This window comes from Lysobacter sp. yr284 (assembly GCF_900107375.1).
Taxonomy (GTDB): domain Bacteria; phylum Pseudomonadota; class Gammaproteobacteria; order Xanthomonadales; family Xanthomonadaceae; genus Lysobacter.
In genome coordinates this window covers 168,031-184,529 of sequence record NZ_FNPT01000005.1, presented here as the reverse complement: position 1 = coordinate 184,529, position 16,499 = coordinate 168,031, and the positions used below count along the sequence as shown (strand labels likewise).

The window sequence follows — 16,499 nt, the reverse complement described above, 5'->3', positions numbered from 1 at the left end:
CCCGACGCTCTCCGCTCCGGGGCGATCGATCGGGCTAAGCTTGCGGCCTGCGCTGCGCATCCAGCACCACCGTCCGATCGGCGATGCCCGGCAGCCGCGCCAGCGCCTGCCGGCTGACCCGCTCGAACAGGCTCACGAAGCGCTGCACCTGCGTCCGGGTCATGCCCTGGCGGCGCGGATGGCGCGCCTGCAGCGCTTGCTCCTGTTGCCAGCGCCAGCCCGCCACCACCTCGAACCCCGGCGGCTGCAGGAACAGCAGACGGTCCAGCCGCGCCCACAGCGGCGGATAGTCCGCGGCCAGGGCGCGATTGCAGTAATCGCGCCAGACGCCGTGCGCGTCTTCGTCGCGTTCCAGCGCGTTGACCGGCTCGGCCAGTTGCGCCGGGTCCTGCGCCGGCGCGCCCAAAAACCAGCCTTCCAATACCACCAGGTCGACCCCGTGCGCGCGCGGCCAGCGCGACGGCGGCAGGCGGGTGTCGGCGAGCTTGTCGAAGCGCGGCAGGCGCACCGCGGCGCCGTGGCGCAGGTCCTCGATCAGGGCGCAGGCCAGCGCGGCGTCGTGGGTGCCCGGCGGCCCGCGCGTGGCCAGCAACGGGTGCACCTGTCGGCCCAGGTGCAGGCGCTCGCGCCGGCCGAGATAGAAATCGTCGATCGACAGCACCGCCGTGCGCAGCCCGCGCGCCTGCGCGGCCGCGGCCAGCTGCGCGGCCAGCGTCGATTTGCCGCTGCCTTGCAGGCCGCTGATCGCATACACGCGCGCGTGGCCGGCCGGCGCGCGGATCGCCAGGGCGTCGGCGAGCGCGGCGGCGACGAACGCCGCAGGGAAACCGTGCGCGGCGTCGCTGCCCGCGGCGGCGGCTTTGCCCGATGTGGCGGGCGCGCGGGCGGCGGGCAGGTGCGGGCGCGGCGACATGCGCTCACAATAGCGCAATGAACCAGACCGCCGATTTGCTCAACGAAGCCCTCGCCACGTTCGACACGCTGTTCGCCGAAGCGCGCGCGGCCGGCGAGCCCGATCCGACCGCGATGAGCGTCGCCACCGCCTCGCTCGACGGCCGCCCGTCCGTGCGCACGGTGCTGTTGAAGGCGCACGACGCGCGCGGCTTCGTGTTCTACACCCACCTCGACGGCCGCAAGGGCCGCGAGCTGCAGGCCAATCCGCACGCCGCGCTGCTGTTCCACTGGCCGCGCGTGCGCCACGGCGTGCAGGTGCGGATCGAAGGCGCGGTGGAGATCGTCTCCGACGCCGAAGCCGACGCTTATTTCGCCAGCCGCCCGCGCGGCAGCCAGCTCGGCGCGTGGGCGTCGAAGCAGTCGGAAACCCTGGAAGGCCGCGACGCCTTCGAACAGCGCCTGGCCGAGGCCGATCGCTCCTTCGACGGCCGCGACGTGCCGCGCCCGTCGCGCTGGACCGGCCTGCGCGTGCGCGCCGACAAGATCGAGTTCTGGTACGGCGCCGACTTCCGCCTGCACGAGCGCTGGTTGTACGAAAGCGACCGCGCCGGCGCCTACAGCAAGCGGATGCTGTATCCGTGAATCCGCCCTGGCGCGTGCGCGCGGCCGTTGCGGCCGATCGCGGCGCCTGGGCGCGGTTGCGGGCGCAGCTGTGGCCGGAGCCGTCGCCGGCGGAACTGGCCGGCGAACTGGACGACTGGTTCGAGGACGCGCGCCGGATCGCGTTCGTGGCCGAGGACGGCGAGGGCCTGTGCGGGTTCGCCGAGGCCAGCCTGCGCCGCGATTACGTCAACGGCACCGAGTCGTCGCCGGTGGCGTTTTTGGAGGGCTGGTACGTGACGCCGTCGCGTCGCGGGCTGGGCATCGGGCGCGCGCTGGTCGCGGCGGTGGCGGCATGGGGCCGCGAACGCGGCTGCCGCGAATTGGCCTCCGATGCTTTGCTCGACAACGCCGACGCGCACCGCGCGCATGCCGCTTGCGGCTTCGAAGAGACCGAACGCGTGGTGTATTTCCGCCGCGGGCTGGATGCGGAATAAGCGCTCTTGTGGGAGGGCCTTCAGGCCCGATGCTTTTGTGTCAGTTCGCGGCGACCTGTGCGCAAAGCCTCGGACCTGAAGGCCCTCCCACAAGAGCCGCGGCGCAGCGCTTGCGAGAACGAACTCAGCCCGCGCGCCGCCGCGCCCAGCCTTCGATGATCCGGCTCAACTCGTCGACGCCCGCGGTCAGCGCCGCCGGCCCCGGCTGCAGGATGATCGGCGACTTGACCTCGTGCAGCTCGCCGTCGCGCACCGCCGGCACCTCGCTCCAGCCTTCGCGCGCGGCCACCTGCTCGGGACGGAATTTCTTGCCGCACCAACTGCCCAGGATCAGCTCCGGCGCGCGTCGCGCGGCTTCGAGCGGGTCGGCCAGGATGCGGTCGCGCGCCAGCGGCATCGCCGCGTGTTCGGGGAACACGTCGTCGCCGCCGGCGATGCCGACCAGCTCGGACACCCAGGCGATGCCGGTGATCTGCGGGTCGTCCCATTCCTCGAAATAGACCTTGGGCCGGCGCGGCAGGCGCGCGGCGCGCTCGCGCGCGGCGTCGAGATTGCGTTCCAGTTCGCCGGCCAGCGCATGCGCGCGCTCGCCCGCGCCGACCAGCGCGCCGAGCCGGCGCACGTAGTCGACGATGCCGGCGACGCTGCGGTGATTGCTGATCCACACCTCGACGCCGTGCTTGATCAGCTCGGCGGCGATCCCGGCCTGGATGTCGGAAAACCCGATCACGAAATCGGGCTTGAGCTTGAGGATCTCGCCGATCTTGGCGCTGGTGAAGGCGCTGACCTTGGGCTTTTCCTTGCGCGCCTGCGGCGGGCGCACGGTGAAGCCGCTGATGCCGACGATGCGGTCCTGCTCGCCGAGCAGGTACAGGGTCTCGGTGGGTTCCTCGGTGAGGCAGACGATGCGTTGCGGGCCCATGGGTCCAGGAGTCGACAGCGGGAGGGGCATTGTCGGCGATGCGGGCGGGTGGGGCGACTGCGGGTGGAGGCGGCCTGGGTCGGTGGGTGCCTTGGCGCAGCCGCAACACCACGGTTACCGCGCAAACTACGATGCGACGCAGCATTTTCCGCCGCGACGGCCGCCGCCGCACCCTCGTTTCTCCCGCCGGGATCACAGTTCCCCACGGTATGGTGCAGCGCGGCGTGTCCGCGCCATACCCATTCGTACAGTCGACCCGTCGGCGCGCTGCCGTCGTGTCCTTGGGAGGGACCATGTCGCGACTCAACCTGCGCCGTCTGTTCGGCGCGCCCGTGCTGTTCGCCCTGCTGTGCTGCGCCGCGGCCTTCCCGGCCAGCGCCGACGACTACACCAAGACCCGCTACCCGGTGGTGCTGGTGCACGGCCTGTTCGGCTTCGACGCCATCGGCGGCGTCTACGACTACTGGTTCGGCATCCCGCAGGCGCTGCGTTCCGGCGGCGCGCAGGTGTACGTGGCCCAGGTCTCGGCGGCCAACGCCAACGAAGTGCGCGGCGAGCAGTTGATCGACCAGCTGGAAACCCTGCAGGCCTTGCACGGCTACACCAAGTTCAACCTGGTCGGCCACAGCCAGGGCGGGCCGACCGCGCGCTACGTCGCGGCGGTGCGGCCGGACCTGGTCGCGTCGATGACCTCGATCGGCTCGCCGCACGCCGGCAGCAAGGTCGCCGACTTCATCGGCACCACCGTGCCCGACGGCTCGCCGCTGCGGCCGTTGATCGCCTCGTTCGTGAACGCGTTTTCCTCGCTGATCGGCGCGCTGTCCGGCGGCCAGTCGCCGCAGGATTCGCTGGCCGCGCTCAAGGCGCTCGACAGCGCCGGCTCGGCGAACTTCAACGCGCGCTATCCGCAGGGCAAGCCGACCACCGCCTGCGGCAACGGCGCGGCGGCGGCCGGCGGGGTGCGCTATTACTCGTTCGGCGGTACGTCCAACTCGACCAACTGGTTCGACGCCTCGGACCCGGCGATGATCGCAGGCGGCCTGCTGTTCGGCGGCGAAGCCAACGACGGTTTGGTCGGGCGCTGCTCCAGCCATTGGGGCCAGGTGATCCGCGACGACTACGAATGGAACCATCTCGACGAGGTCAACCAGATCGCCGGCCTGCGCGGGCTGTTCAGCGCCAATCCGACCAGCGTCTACCGCGCCCACCTCAACCGGCTCAAGAACGCGGGGCTGTAAGCATGCGCGCGACCGCGCTGGTCATCGCCATGGCGATCGTCGCGGTATTGGCGATCGCCGCGGTGTTCGCGGTCGGCGGATTGCTGGAGCGGCCGCTGTTGTCGTCGGCGACCGTGGTCAGCAGCGGCGACGGCGGCCAGCTCGCCGATCCCGATCCGCGCGCGGCGGACGCGCGCGGGTCGGGCCCGGTCGCGGCGGAACCGGCGCGCGCCGCCGATTCGCTGCGCGATACCGACGTGGACGGCGCGGCCACGCTCGACGCGCTCGGCCGCCCGCGCGCGGACCGCGAACTGCGCCGCCTGTTCGACTACTTCCTGGCGCGCAGCGGCGAACGCTCGCCCGAGACGATCCGTTCGGCCCTGGCCCTGCACCTGCATCCGCGACTGGCGCCGCCGGCGCTGGCGACGGTGCTGGCCTGGTACGACGCCTACGTCGCGCTGGAGCGCGATTCGGTGGCCCTGGCCCAGGCCGCCGGCGGCGCCGAGGCCGCGTTCGCGCAGGTGCGCGCCTTGCGCCGCGAGCGCCTGGGCGAGGAACTCGCGCAGGCTTTCTATGCGCAGGAAGAAGCCGACTACGAACTGGCGCGCCAGCGCGGCGCGGCGCGCGGTGAGTTGCTGGCGCAGCAGGGGCTGGATGCGAAGACGCGCGTGAACGCCCTGGCCGACCTCGACCGCGCCGCGGCCGCCGAACCCGCGTTGCAGGCAAGCGCGCAGTTGCGCGATGCGCTGGCGCAGAACCAGCGCTTCGAGCACGACGGCACCGACGCGGCGACGCGCTACGCCCAGCGCGAAGCGCAGTACGGCGTCGCGGCGGCGCAGCGCCTGGCCGAACTGGACCAACGCCGCGCGCAATGGCAGTTGCGCCTGCGCAGCTATGCCGCGCAACGCCAGCGCGTGCTCGCCGACGGCGGCCTGAGCGAGGCGCAGCGGCGCCAGCGGCTGGACGCCTTGCTCGCGGACTTCGCGCCGAACGAACGGCGCCGGGTGGATGCGCTGACGCGCAACGACGGCTTGCCCGGGCGGTGAGATGCATCGTCGATGCGAGCGGCTTCAGCCTTGAGACTTTTCGCTGAGGTCGCAGCTTCGCATCGGACAGAAAGACGTCGGGCCTGAAGGCCCTCCCACAACAGCCTGGCGCGCATCGGCCAGCTCTTGTGAGAGGGGCTTCAGCCCCGACGCTGTTCGCTCGGGTCGCGGCGTCGCATCGGACAGAAAAGCATCGGGCCTGATGGCCCTCCCACAACAGCCTGGCGCGCATCGGCCCGCCCTTGTGGGAGGGGCTTCAGCCCCGACGCTGTTCGCTCAGGTCGCGGCGCCGCATCAACCAGCAAGGCATCGGCCCCGAAGCCCCTGCCACCGCCGAACCGCTCAGAAGAAATCGCGGTTGAACTTGGCCGGATGGATGCCGTGCCCGCTGTCCATCGTCACGTCGAAGCGCAGCGTGTCCGGCGGCGATACCTGGGCGGTGCCGACGTAGTCCACCAGCTCGCCGTCGCGGAACTCGCGCATCGCCAGGGTCTGCTTGCGGCCGAGCAGGTCGGTCGCGGTCGCCGCGACCCGCTGCGCGGTCAGCGCCTTGGCGTCGGCGCCGTCGCCCAGGCGCAGCGACATCACCACCAGCACCGTGCGCGCGTCGCGTTGGGCGCCGTAGCGGCGCACCACTTGTTCGGGCAGCTTGTCGGTCTGCACCGCGGTGACGTGCAGGTACACATCGCCCTGGCGCACGGTCTCGCTGCCGGCGGCGTTGCCCTGGCTCGGCGGCACCGACGGGTCGCGGCCGCAGCCGGCGAGCAGCGCCAGCGCCAGCAAAGCTATGACGCGGCGGCTCATTCGTTGGCCGCCGACAGTTGCCGGCCGCGCTCGGTGGCCGCGGCGATCGCGCGGTCGACCAGTTCGCGCAAGCCGCCGGCTTCGAACGTTTCCACCGCGGCCTGGGTGGTGCCGCCGGGCGAGGTCACCCGCGCGCGCAGGGTCGCCGCCGGTTCCTCGCTGGCGCCCAGCATGGTGGCCGCGCCGAGCAGGGTCTGGGTGACCAGCGCGCGCGCGGCCTCGCTGCTCAGGCCCTGGGCCTGGCCGGCCTGCTGCATCGCCTCGGCCAGCAGGAACAGGTAGGCCGGGCCGCTGCCGGACACCGCGGTGACCGCGTCCATCTGCGCCTCGTCGTCGATGCGCACGGTCGGGCCGACCGCCGACAGCAGCTCGGCGGCCTGCGCGAAGCGCGGCCGCGCGGCGTCGTTCGCGTACAGGCCGGTGATGCCGGCGCCCAGCAGCGCCGGCGTGTTCGGCATCGCCCGCACCACCGCGGCGTCGCCGCCGAGCCAGCGTTCGAGCTGGCCGGCGGTGATGCCGGCGGCGATGGAGATCGCCAGCGGCGCCTGCGCGCGCGCCAGCGCGGCCAGCGACGCGCACACCTCGCGCATCACCTGCGGCTTGACCGCCAGCAGCCACAGCTGCGCGCCGTCGACCGCGTCCTCGCCGCGCTCGAACACCGGCACGCCGAAGTCGCGCGCCAGCGCTTCGCGCAACGCCGCGACCGGCTCGGCCACGCGGATGCGGGCGGGATCGGCGCCGCGCGCGATCAGACCGCCGATCAGGCTGCGGGCCATGTTGCCGCCGCCGACGAAGGCGATCGGCGCGGAGGAAGGGGATGCGGCTTCGGACATGGCGGGTCTGGCACGAGTGAGTACCCGCGCAGGATAGCAATTCGGCCCGGCCCGGCCGGGCGCGCCGGCGCGGATCGGCTAGGCTGCGGTTTTGCTGCGCAGGAACCGACGATGGCGATACGGGCCGTGGTGTTCGATGTATTCGGCACGCTGGTGTACATGCAGGAACGTCGGCATCCGTTCCGCCGCCTGATCCGCCTGCTCGAAGCCACGGGCTACCGCAGCCGGGCCGGGGACGCCGCGCGGATCATGAGCCACGACGTCGGGCTGGCCGGCGCCGCCGCGTTGCTGGGCGCCGGACTGCAAGCGCAGGAACTGGCGTCGCTGGAACGCGACCTGCAGGCCGAGCTGGCGAGCGTGCGCCTGTTCGACGATGCGGCCGCGGCCCTGCAGGCGCTGGCGGCGCGCGGCCTGCGGCTGGGCCTGTGCTCGAATCTGGCCGCGCCGTATGCGGCGCCGGTCCGCGCGCTGTTGCCGCTGGACTTCGACGCCTGCGCCTGGAGCTTCGAGGTCGGCGCGATCAAGCCCGACCCCGCCATCTACGCCTATGTCTGCGAGCGCCTGGGGTGCGCGCCGGCCGAGGTCCTGATGATCGGCGACACCTCCGCCGACGACTGGCTGGGGCCGCGCGAGTTCGGCATGCACAGCCGCTGGCTGCGGCGCCAGGCCGACGACGCCCGCGACGGGACGATCGCCGGGCTGGACCAGGTGCTGGCCGAAGTGGAGCGGCTGGCGGGCTGAGCCGCGCCGACCTTCGCCGCCTATGCCGGCCGCGCGCGCGCGCCGAACAGGGCGGTGCCGATCCGCACCAGGGTCGCGCCCTCGGCGATGGCGATGGCGAAGTCGTCGCTCATGCCCATCGACAAGGTGTCCACGCCGGCGTGGCCGGCGGCGAGGGCGTCGAACAGGGCCTTGGCGCGACGGAACGACGGCCGGCGTTGTTCCGGTTCGGCGTGCGGGGTCGGGATCACCATCAGCCCGCGCAGGCGCAGCGCCGGCTCGGCGGCGACCGCCGCGGCCAGCGCCGGCACCTCGTCGGGACGGCAGCCGTGCTTGCTGGCCTCGTCGTCGATGTTGACCTGCAGCAAGACGTTCAACGGCGCGTCGGCGCGGCGGTGGCGGGCCAGCGCCGCCACCAGCTTGGCCCGGTCCACGGTGTGCACCCAGTCGAACAGCGCCGCCGCCTCGGCGGCCTTGTTCGATTGCAGGTGGCCGATCAGGTGCCACTCCAGCGCCCGCCCGGCTGCGGCCGTGGCGGCCATGGCCGCGCGCTTGCCGGCCGCCTCCTGGACGTAGTTCTCGCCGAAGGCCGACTGGCCCTGCAGCGCCAGATTCGCGACCGCGGTCTCATCCTGGGTCTTGCTGACCGCAAGCAATCCAGGCACCGGCCGGCCGGCGTCGTGCGCCGCGTCGCGCAACTGTTGCAAGATGTGATGCAGAACGTGCTCGTGCACGCGGGAAATCCTGTGAGAAAGGGTAGAACGGCGTAGCCGTTGCGGGGCTATACTGCCTCTTGGGGGTGGTTTGGTTCCAGCTTTACGGTTGCGATCGGGCCGTTCCACGGCAGCGCGACCAAGTGGCTGGTTTTTCCGGACCCGCGCGGCGGGTCCTAGAGCAGTGCGGGGAGCACGCATGGATATCGCCGAACTTCTGGCGTTTTCGGTAAAGAACAAAGCATCCGACTTGCATCTTTCGGCCGGCCTGCCGCCGATGATCCGGGTCGATGGCGACGTGCGCCGGATCAACATCCCGGCCCTGGACCACAAGCAGGTCCACGCGCTGGTGTACGACATCATGTCGGACAAGCAGCGGCGCGACTTCGAAGAGTTCCTGGAAGTCGACTTCTCGTTCGAGATCCCCGGCCTGGCGCGCTTCCGCGTCAACGCCTTCAACCAGAACCGCGGCGCCGGCGCGGTGTTCCGCACCATTCCCTCCGAGGTGCTGAGCCTGGAGGACCTGGGCTGCCCGCCGATCTTCCGCCAGCTCATCGAGCAGCCGCAGGGCCTGATCCTGGTGACCGGGCCGACCGGCTCGGGCAAGTCGACCACGCTGGCGGCGATGATCGACCACATCAACAAGAACGAGTACGCGCACATCCTCTCGGTCGAAGACCCGATCGAGTTCGTGCACACCTCGCAGAAGTGCCTGATCAACCAGCGCGAGGTCCACCGCGACACGCACGGGTTCAACGAGGCCCTGCGCTCGGCGCTGCGCGAAGATCCCGACTACATCCTGGTCGGCGAGTTGCGCGACCTGGAAACCATCCGCCTGGCGCTGACCGCGGCGGAAACCGGCCACCTGGTGTTCGGCACCCTGCACACCTCCTCGGCGGCCAAGACCGTGGACCGCATCATCGACGTGTTCCCCGCCGGCGAAAAGCCGATGGTGCGCTCGATGCTGTCGGAATCATTGCGCGCGGTGATCTCGCAGGCGCTGCTGAAGAAGGTCGGCGGCGGCCGCACCGCGGCCTGGGAGATCATGGTCGGCATCCCGGCGATCCGTAACCTCATCCGCGAAGACAAGGTCGCGCAGATGTACTCGGCGATCCAGACCGGCCAGTCCTACGGCATGATGACCCTGGACCAGCACCTCCAGGACCTGGTCAAGCGCGGCCTGATCCTGCGCCCGCAGGCCAAGGAATACGCCAAGGACAAGCGCCTGTTCGAGTGACGCCGCGCCCGGCGGCGCGGCCCCGCGCCGCCGCCTCGACGCCGCGCCCTGCCGCGAGCCCCATCCCCCCGGCGATCCACGCCGCCGTAATCGACCTCCCGAGGAGGTAGCCGCATGAACACGCCCGCCCCGACCAACCCGACCACCGCCTCCGGCGCGATCGACTTCACCTCCTTCCTCAAGCTGATGGCGCACCAGCGCGCCTCGGACTTGTTCATCACCGCCGGCATGCCGCCGTCGATGAAGGTGCACGGCAAGATCACCCCGATCACCCAGAACCCGCTGACCCCGCAGCAGAGCCGCGACCTCGTCCTCAACGTGATGAGCCCGCAGCAGCGCGAGGAGTTCGAGAAGACCCACGAGTGCAACTTCGCCATCGGCGTCACCGGCGTCGGCCGCTTCCGCGTGAGCTGCTTCTACCAGCGCAACCAGGTCGGCATGGTGCTGCGCCGGATCGAGACCAAGATCCCCAGCGTCGACGAACTCAACCTGCCGCCGATCATCAAGACGCTGGCGATGACCAAGCGCGGCATCATCATCTTCGTCGGCGCCACCGGCACCGGCAAGTCGACCTCACTGGCGGCGATGATCGGCTACCGCAACCAGAACTCGACCGGCCACATCATCACCATCGAAGACCCGATCGAGTTCGTGCACCGCCACGAGGGCTGCATCATCACCCAGCGCGAAGTCGGCATCGACACCGACAGCTGGGACGCCGCGCTCAAGAACACCCTGCGCCAGGCGCCGGACGTGATCATGATCGGCGAGGTGCGCACCCGCGAAGGCATGGACCACGCCATCGCCTTCGCCGAAACCGGCCACCTGGTGCTGTGCACGCTGCACGCCAACAACGCCAACCAGGCGATGGACCGCATCATCAACTTCTTCCCCGAAGACCGCCGCAACCAGCTGTTGATGGACTTGTCGCTGAACCTCAAGGGCGTGGTCGCCCAGCAGCTGATCCCGACCCCCGACGGCAAGGGCCGGCGCGTGGCGATGGAGATCCTGCTCGGCACCCCGCTGGCCCAGGACTACATCCGCGACGGCGAGATCCACAAGCTCAAGGAACTGATGAAGGAGTCGACCCAGCTCGGCATGAAGACCTTCGACCAGGCCTTGTTCGAGCTCTACCAGGCCGGCGAGATCAGCTACGAAGACGCGCTGCGCTACGCCGACTCGCAGAACGAAGTGCGCCTGCGGATCAAGCTGGCGCAGGGCGGCGACGCGCGGACCCTGTCGCAGGGGCTGGACGGGGTGGAGGTGGCGGAGGTGCGGTGACGCGTCTGCCGCATCGAGTCGGTTGTCCGAAGAAGCCAGCGAAAGCTGGCTTCTTTTTCGTTGGGCTCGAATCGTGAAGGAAGTTGGTGTGAGGCGCCTATTGGTGTCGGCCGTGGCGATGGGGATGATGGGAGGCGCGCAGGCGCAGAATCCGGATCGCATCGACTGGAACAAGAATTCGCTGCTGCTCATAGGCGCGCATACGAATGTGGAAACGTCGTCACTTACGGATTCCCCGGTAAGGTCAGGGACGGTAAATTCCATCTTTCCGGCTTCACGCCCGCGCGTTTGAACCGGCCGCCGACTGACGGGTATTTCCTAGGTGCATCCAAAGGCGAGGAAACCATCGGTGTTTCGTCGATCAAACGGTATGCCGCGGGCGATCCGCTGATCGGGACGAGCTACGAGCTGGCGTTCTGCGGGGATCGGCCTACCGTAGTTTTCGCTGTCCAACCGGGACAGATTGTTTACATCACCGATATCTACTTTCATGCCGGACGTGACCAGCACGATTCACGGCGCTGGAAGGGGTTCCGATGGGCCTTTTGTTCCGAGGTGGACGCGGCCAGGGCCTGGGTGGAGAAGTGCCGCCCGCCGGATCTGGCTCGTTTCGTCGTAGCTGATGTGTCCGAGATGAAAACGTCCGGGAAATGCTAAAGAGCGACCCCGCCTTTTGCCGCTCCAACGGCGATCTGGCGCCCAATCCGAGACCGGGAACAGAGGATGACAGCGGCATCGGATCGCTTGAACTGATTGATCCGCGTTTAGAACCGTCCATTGGCGTGCGCCCCGGAGTATCCGCTGGTATCGCCCGCGCGCAGCTCGACGCTGCTACGTGATGACGCCCATCTGCGTGGAAAGTCTTTCCTATCGCTTCGTTTTTGCCCGAGCGTGCGCTGTTAAATTCAATTGCGCGGGATCTTTGCAGTCGCCTACGCACGGGGCCCAAGAGCCGATACAAAAGGTCGTGGGCTTCCGTAGCGGCCAAGTCGTGCGCGGCCGGGTGCAGGGTTTGTTCCGTTGCGTAAGCTCAGAACTTGATCCCAAGATTGAACTTGGCCCCGCCACTGACATCCCCGGTCCGCGTATCCACCCGACCGCTTCCGCTGACCCCGAGCGAAGCGCCGTTGGCGTTGTAGTTCGCGCCCAACGTGCCTTCCACCGCGTTCACGCCATTGCGGTCGGCGCCGACGCTGACGCCCGCGACTCCATTCCAGCCCTCCGACAGCGGGGTACTGACGTTGGCGCCGAACGTGCCATTGGTGAATCCGTCGGCATTCGCGTTGACATTGAGGCTCAGGCCGAGCTTGCCGAAGTCCAGTTCGGTCGCAGTGGTGGCGGTGATTCCGTAGTTGGGATCGGCGACGCCCCCGAAGGGGCCGGCCACGCCGCTGAGGCTGTAGCTGGTGATGCCGTCGGTGTAGCTCAGCTTGCCGGCGAAGGTGACCTGCGCCGGCGCGATGCCCATGCGCGCTTCGAGGTTGGCGTTGACGTCGCCGACATGATTCAGCCCGACATTGATGGAAAACGCGCTGAGCGGCGCCGTTTCCACCGTCGCCGGATCGTTCGGGGTGATGCTGAAGCTCGCCGCCCAGGCGTTGTATTCGGTGACCGCCGGCGTGGCCGGGGTCGCCTGGGCGATGTCGGCGTAGGTCGCGGCGGTGGGCACGCCGCCCAGCGTCTGCAGCGAGGACAGGCTCGGCGCGGTGTTCACGGTCATGGCGCTGAGCTGCGAGATCGCGGTGGGCGAGACGCTGAGGTCGACCGGCGTCGCCTGCACGGCGTTCAGCGCGGCCGCGGCGGCGGCTTCGGCGGCGGCCTTGTCGGCGGCGGCCCGTTCCGCGGCCGCGGTTTCGGCTGCCTGGTTAGCGGCGTTCTGGGCGTTCTGGGAAGAGTCGGAGCCGGAGACTCCCGAGCTTGCGTCGGTCATGGGAAAACCCTCCTGGTGGGCGTCCGGCCTCGCCGGCGCGCAGGGAAAGCGTTTTCAGCGATTCACCCTAGCAAGCCGGGCGCGGGCGGGAGTACCTGGGGCGGACCCCAGCACGGCCGGAGTCGGGGCCGCGATTTTCAGGTAAGCCGTTGATCGGGCGGATTTATTTCTTCCGGCAGGAACGGCCGGGGCCGGCGTTCCCGGCGATGAGCGGCGGCAGCATCCCGCGAAGGCTGCGGTATCGAGGCAGGCCGCATCGCGAAACGGGGAGGCGCGCACGCCAGCCAAGGCAGCCCGCCCGCCCAAGACTTGCCAACACGGTCACATGCTTCGATGCTTGCCGGCCGTCCGGTCGTTTCGCCGCTGCGCGCGCGCGTCGTGTCCGCCCGTCCCTTCCGCCGCGCTGTCATGCCCAACGTCTTGGTTCTCGGCGCCCGCGCGCCTGCCGCTCTCGAAATCGCCCGTCGCTTCCGTCATGACGGACGGGCCGGTGCGATCGTGGCCGACAGCGTGTCCTGCCGCCTGTCGGGCTGGTCGAGCGCGGCCGGCGCGAGCGAGCCGATCGCCGGCCCGCGTTTGGACGCGGCGCGCTTCGCGGCCGATCTGGCGCGTATCGTCGCGCAGCGCCGCATCGACCTGATCGTGCCGACCTGCGAGGAAGCGTTCTGGCTCTCGCGCTATCGCGGCGCGCTGCCGGCCGGCGTGCGCGTGCTGGTGGACGACTTCGACAAGCTGCGCGAGTTGCACAGCAAGCTGCGTTTCCTCGAACTGGCGCGCGGTTGCGGCGCGAACGTGCCCGACAGCGCCGCTGTGTACGACATCGGGCAAGCGCGCGAGTGGGCCGCCGGGCGGCCGCTGGTGCTCAAGCCCGAGTATTCGCGCTTCGGCGTGCACGTGCGCCTGTATCCGCAGGGCATGCCGGCCGACGCGGCGCCGTTGCCGCTGGCGCAGGCCTGGGTTGCGCAGCGTTTCCACGCCGGCACCGAGCTGTGTTCCTACAGCGTCGCCGACCGCGGCCGGCTGCTCGCGCATTCGGTCTACCGGCCGGCGTACCGGCTCAGCCGCAGCTCCAGTTTCTATTTCGAACCGGCGCCGAACGCGGCGATCCGCGGTTTCGTCGAGCGCTTCGTCGCCAAGATCGGCTACACCGGGCAGGTCTCGTTCGACTGGATCGTCGGCGACGACGGCAGCGCGACGGTGCTGGAATGCAATCCGCGCGCGACCAGCGGCGTGCACCTGTTCGGCGCCGGCGACGATCTGCCGGCGGCGTTGCTGGGCGCCGACATCGCCTGCCTCGAGGCGCGCCCGGCGCGGCCGCGGATGCTGGCGCCGGTGATGCTCGGCGCGGGACTCGCGCAGGCGCTGGCGCAGGGCCGCGCGCGCGCGTGGCTGCGCGACTGGCGCCGCGCCGACGATGTGCTGTCGGTGCCCGGCGACCGCCTGCCGCCGTTGGGCGGGCTGGCCGACCTGGGCGCGTACGCCGCCAGCGCGCTGCGCCGCGGCGGCGGCCTGCGCGAGGCGGCCACGCGCGACATCGAATGGGACGGCGAGGAGTTGCCGGACCTGTGAACGCCGCCGCGCGCATCGCCGACGAACTCTTCTCCCAGCGCGCGCATGCGTTCGCGCGCATCCACGCCGGCGCCGATTCGCGCGCGCTGGTCGCCAACCTCGACACCCAGGCGCAGTTGATCGACGACGGCGAACGCAGCTATCCGGTCAGCATCGACGACGGCCAGGCGCAGGACAACGCCTGGGTCTGCTCGCCGCGCACCACCTACGGCGCCTACGCCACCGAAGAGGCGCTGCGTTACGCGCCGGCGCTGCTGCGCGCGCCGATCCGCGCCGCCGGCCGCGGCCTGGACCGCTGGCTGCGCGGCGCACGAATCGACCGCGCGGTGGCGATCAACAACTGGTGGCTGTCGACCAATCTGTATCCGCGCTGGCGGATCGGCTGCGTGCAGCGCCTGCTGCAGGCCGCGCTGCAGCGCTGGCCCGGGCACGCGGTGTGGCTGCGCTCGCTCAACCGCGACGATCACGCCGACTGGCTGGAAGAATGCGAGCGGCTCGGTTTCCTGCTGATCCCGAGCCGGCAGGTGTACCTGTTCCGCGACGTCGCCGCGCTGGCGCAGCGACGCCACAACCTGCGGATCGACCTGCGCCTGGCGCGCAAGCAGCCGCGCCGCGCCGGCGATGGCGACATCGGCGGCGCCGACTACGCGCGCATCGCCTGGCTGTACGCGCGGCTGTACATGGATCGCTATTCGCGCTGCAATCCGCGCTACACCGAAGCGTTCGTGCGCAGCTGGCACCGCGCCGGGCTGCTGCGGCTGGACGGCTTCCGCGACGAAGCGGGGCGGTTGTCGTGCATCGCCGGGGTGTTCGCCCAGGGGCGCACGCTGACCACGCCGATCGTCGGCTACGACACCGACCAACCGCAGCGGCTGGGCCTGTACCGCCTGCTGACCGCGACCACGTTCGAGCGCGCCATCGCCGGCGGCGATGCGATCAACTTCAGCGCCGGCGCGGCCGGCTTCAAGCGCCTGCGCGGCGGCCAGCCGAGCATCGAGTACAGCGCGGTCTACGCGCGCCACCTGCCGGCGCCAACGCAGCGCGCGCTGGGCTGGCTGTCGGCGCTGACCCGCCGGGCCGGCGTGCCGATCATGCGAAGATTCCAGCTATGACGCCCGACGACCGCGCCGTCCCTGCCGACGCCCGCGCCACCCAGGACGCGGCGCGCGCGGGCGGCTGGCATCCTTCGCACGCCTCGCGCTGGTTTGCGGTGGCGTGCAGCGAGCGCCTGCGCGCCGCGCCGCTCGCGGCGACCTTGCTCGACCGGCCGTACGCGTTGGCGCGCGACGGCGCCGGCCGTGCGTTCGCGCTGGAGGACCGCTGCCCGCACCGGCACGCGCCGCTGTCGCAAGGCCGCTGCGGCGATGGCGGGCTGTCGTGCCCTTATCACGGCTGGCGTTTCGACGCGCAAGGCCGGCTGTGCGAGATCCCCGGCATGCCGGCCGACGCGGCCTTGCCGCAGGTGCGCGTGCGCGCTGCGGCGGTGCGCGAGCACGACGGCCTGGTCTGGCTGCGGCCCGACGGCCGCGACGAGGGCGAGTTGCCGGCGATGGCGCGGCGCAATCCGCCCGGTTCGCGCCGGTTCCTGTGGCAGACCCGATGGCGCGCGCACATCGTCGATGCGATCGAGAACTTCCTCGATCCTTTGCATACCCATTGGATCCATCCGGGCCTGGTCCGGCGCGGCGGTGCGCGCCGGCCGGCGACCGCGCGCTTCGCGCCGTCGCCGCACGGGTTCGTCGTCGATTACCTCGGCCAGGCCCAGCAATCGGGGCTGCTGTACCGATTGTTCGAATCGCCGCGCGAAAGCGAGCGCGCGTTGTTCGATGCGCCCGGCAGCGCGCAGATCGAATACCGCTACGCCAACGGCGGCATCGTCCGCATCAGCCTGCACTTCGCGCCGTGCGATGCGGCGACGACGTCCGTGTTCGCGACCCTGCACGTGGAGAACCGCTGGGCGCCGGCGTGGCTGGTGCGCGCGCTGGTGTGGCCGTTGCTCAAGCGGGTCAACGACCAGGACGCGCGGATGCTGGCGCTGCAGTCCGACAACCTGCGCCGCTTCGGCGCGGTGCGCGGCGCGTCGACCCAACTGGATCTGGTGCGACCGTGGGTGGAGGCGTTCTGGAACCACGGCGCGGCGCCCGCGGATGCGCAGGCGAGGGACGTGGCGCTGATGCTGTAAGTCGCGGCTGTCGCGGGCCGCGGGTGCGGTGAGTCGCAAATGCTGCAGGTCGCC

At 70.7% G+C, this 16,499-nt stretch carries 16 protein-coding genes; 10 read left to right on the top strand and 6 right to left on the bottom strand.

The features are described from left to right. Nucleotides 1-34: 34 nt before the first annotated feature. Nucleotides 35-913: a kinase gene (locus tag BLV01_RS10790; protein WP_139178610.1), complete on the bottom strand. Its 879-nt coding sequence runs from the start codon at nucleotides 911-913 to the stop codon at nucleotides 35-37. 17 nt (nucleotides 914-930) lie between these two features. On the opposite strand from BLV01_RS10790, the gene pdxH reads away from it, so the two are divergent. Then, nucleotides 931-1,536: a pyridoxamine 5'-phosphate oxidase gene (gene pdxH, locus BLV01_RS10785; protein WP_091798701.1), complete on the top strand. Its 606-nt coding sequence runs from the start codon at nucleotides 931-933 to the stop codon at nucleotides 1,534-1,536. Beyond that, nucleotides 1,533-1,991 (top strand): aminoglycoside 6'-N-acetyltransferase, encoded by a 459-nt coding sequence (gene aac(6') / locus BLV01_RS10780; protein ID WP_091798699.1) that lies wholly within the window; start codon nucleotides 1,533-1,535, stop codon nucleotides 1,989-1,991. The genes pdxH and aac(6') overlap by 4 nt, the downstream gene beginning before the upstream one ends. A gap of 124 nt (nucleotides 1,992-2,115) precedes the next feature. Here aac(6') and BLV01_RS10775 read toward each other — a convergent pair whose 3' ends face one another. Continuing rightward, nucleotides 2,116-2,913: an ABC transporter substrate-binding protein gene (locus BLV01_RS10775; protein ID WP_091798696.1), complete on the bottom strand. Its 798-nt coding sequence runs from the start codon at nucleotides 2,911-2,913 to the stop codon at nucleotides 2,116-2,118. A gap of 293 nt (nucleotides 2,914-3,206) precedes the next feature. On the opposite strand from BLV01_RS10775, the gene BLV01_RS10770 reads away from it, so the two are divergent. Together BLV01_RS10770 and BLV01_RS10765 are read left to right on the top strand one after the other, a co-directional pair. Next, entirely contained in the window at nucleotides 3,207-4,151 is a 945-nt protein-coding gene (locus tag BLV01_RS10770; RefSeq protein WP_091798693.1) for a lipase family alpha/beta hydrolase, read from the top strand. Between the two features lie 2 nt (nucleotides 4,152-4,153). Continuing rightward, nucleotides 4,154-5,176, top strand: a complete 1,023-nt coding sequence (locus tag BLV01_RS10765; protein ID WP_175485857.1) for a lipase secretion chaperone — start codon at nucleotides 4,154-4,156, stop codon at nucleotides 5,174-5,176. 342 nt (nucleotides 5,177-5,518) lie between these two features. Here the strand turns inward: BLV01_RS10765 and BLV01_RS10760 are convergent, their stop codons facing one another. Together BLV01_RS10760 and proC are read right to left on the bottom strand one after the other, a co-directional pair. Beyond that, entirely contained in the window at nucleotides 5,519-5,980 is a 462-nt protein-coding gene (locus BLV01_RS10760) for a DUF4426 domain-containing protein (RefSeq protein WP_139178609.1), read from the bottom strand. Beyond that, nucleotides 5,977-6,813 (bottom strand): pyrroline-5-carboxylate reductase, encoded by an 837-nt coding sequence (gene proC / locus BLV01_RS10755; RefSeq protein WP_091798684.1) that lies wholly within the window; start codon nucleotides 6,811-6,813, stop codon nucleotides 5,977-5,979. The genes BLV01_RS10760 and proC overlap by 4 nt, the downstream gene beginning before the upstream one ends. A gap of 111 nt (nucleotides 6,814-6,924) precedes the next feature. Between proC and BLV01_RS10750 the strand changes: the two genes are divergently transcribed. Then, nucleotides 6,925-7,554, top strand: coding sequence for an HAD family hydrolase (locus tag BLV01_RS10750; protein ID WP_091798681.1), 630 nt, complete (start codon nucleotides 6,925-6,927; stop codon nucleotides 7,552-7,554). Nucleotides 7,555-7,574: 20 nt separating this feature from the next. Here BLV01_RS10750 and BLV01_RS10745 read toward each other — a convergent pair whose 3' ends face one another. Next, nucleotides 7,575-8,231 carry a YggS family pyridoxal phosphate-dependent enzyme gene (locus BLV01_RS10745; RefSeq protein WP_254782608.1) on the bottom strand — a complete coding sequence of 219 codons (657 nt, stop codon included), beginning with the start codon at nucleotides 8,229-8,231 and terminating at the stop codon, nucleotides 7,575-7,577. A 214-nt stretch (nucleotides 8,232-8,445) separates the two neighbouring features. Here BLV01_RS10745 and BLV01_RS10740 point away from each other — a divergent pair, with 214 nt between their 5' ends. Both BLV01_RS10740 and BLV01_RS10735 read left to right on the top strand, forming a co-directional pair. Next, nucleotides 8,446-9,483, top strand: coding sequence for a type IV pilus twitching motility protein PilT (locus BLV01_RS10740; protein ID WP_091798676.1), 1,038 nt, complete (start codon nucleotides 8,446-8,448; stop codon nucleotides 9,481-9,483). Nucleotides 9,484-9,597: 114 nt separating this feature from the next. Continuing rightward, nucleotides 9,598-10,764 (top strand): PilT/PilU family type 4a pilus ATPase, encoded by a 1,167-nt coding sequence (locus BLV01_RS10735; RefSeq protein WP_091798673.1) that lies wholly within the window; start codon nucleotides 9,598-9,600, stop codon nucleotides 10,762-10,764. A 1,030-nt stretch (nucleotides 10,765-11,794) separates the two neighbouring features. Here BLV01_RS10735 and BLV01_RS10730 read toward each other — a convergent pair. After that, nucleotides 11,795-12,694, bottom strand: a complete 900-nt coding sequence (locus BLV01_RS10730) for a hypothetical protein (protein WP_091798671.1) — start codon at nucleotides 12,692-12,694, stop codon at nucleotides 11,795-11,797. Between the two features lie 498 nt (nucleotides 12,695-13,192). Between BLV01_RS10730 and BLV01_RS10725 the strand changes: the two genes are divergently transcribed. Genes BLV01_RS10725 through BLV01_RS10715 form a run of 3 tightly spaced genes read left to right on the top strand, consistent with a single transcriptional unit; the run spans nucleotide 13,193 to nucleotide 16,445 of the window. Next, nucleotides 13,193-14,263, top strand: coding sequence for an ATP-grasp domain-containing protein (locus tag BLV01_RS10725; RefSeq protein WP_254782591.1), 1,071 nt, complete (start codon nucleotides 13,193-13,195; stop codon nucleotides 14,261-14,263). After that, nucleotides 14,260-15,375 carry a hypothetical protein gene (locus BLV01_RS10720; RefSeq protein ID WP_254782590.1) on the top strand — a complete coding sequence of 372 codons (1,116 nt, stop codon included), beginning with the start codon at nucleotides 14,260-14,262 and terminating at the stop codon, nucleotides 15,373-15,375. Before BLV01_RS10725 ends, BLV01_RS10720 begins: the two co-directional genes overlap by 4 nt. Continuing rightward, the gene (locus BLV01_RS10715) at nucleotides 15,372-16,445 is read left to right on the top strand and encodes a Rieske 2Fe-2S domain-containing protein (RefSeq protein ID WP_091798665.1); all 1,074 of its coding nucleotides are present in this window, start codon (nucleotides 15,372-15,374) and stop codon (nucleotides 16,443-16,445) included. Before BLV01_RS10720 ends, BLV01_RS10715 begins: the two co-directional genes overlap by 4 nt. The last annotated feature ends 54 nt before the right edge of the window (nucleotides 16,446-16,499 follow it).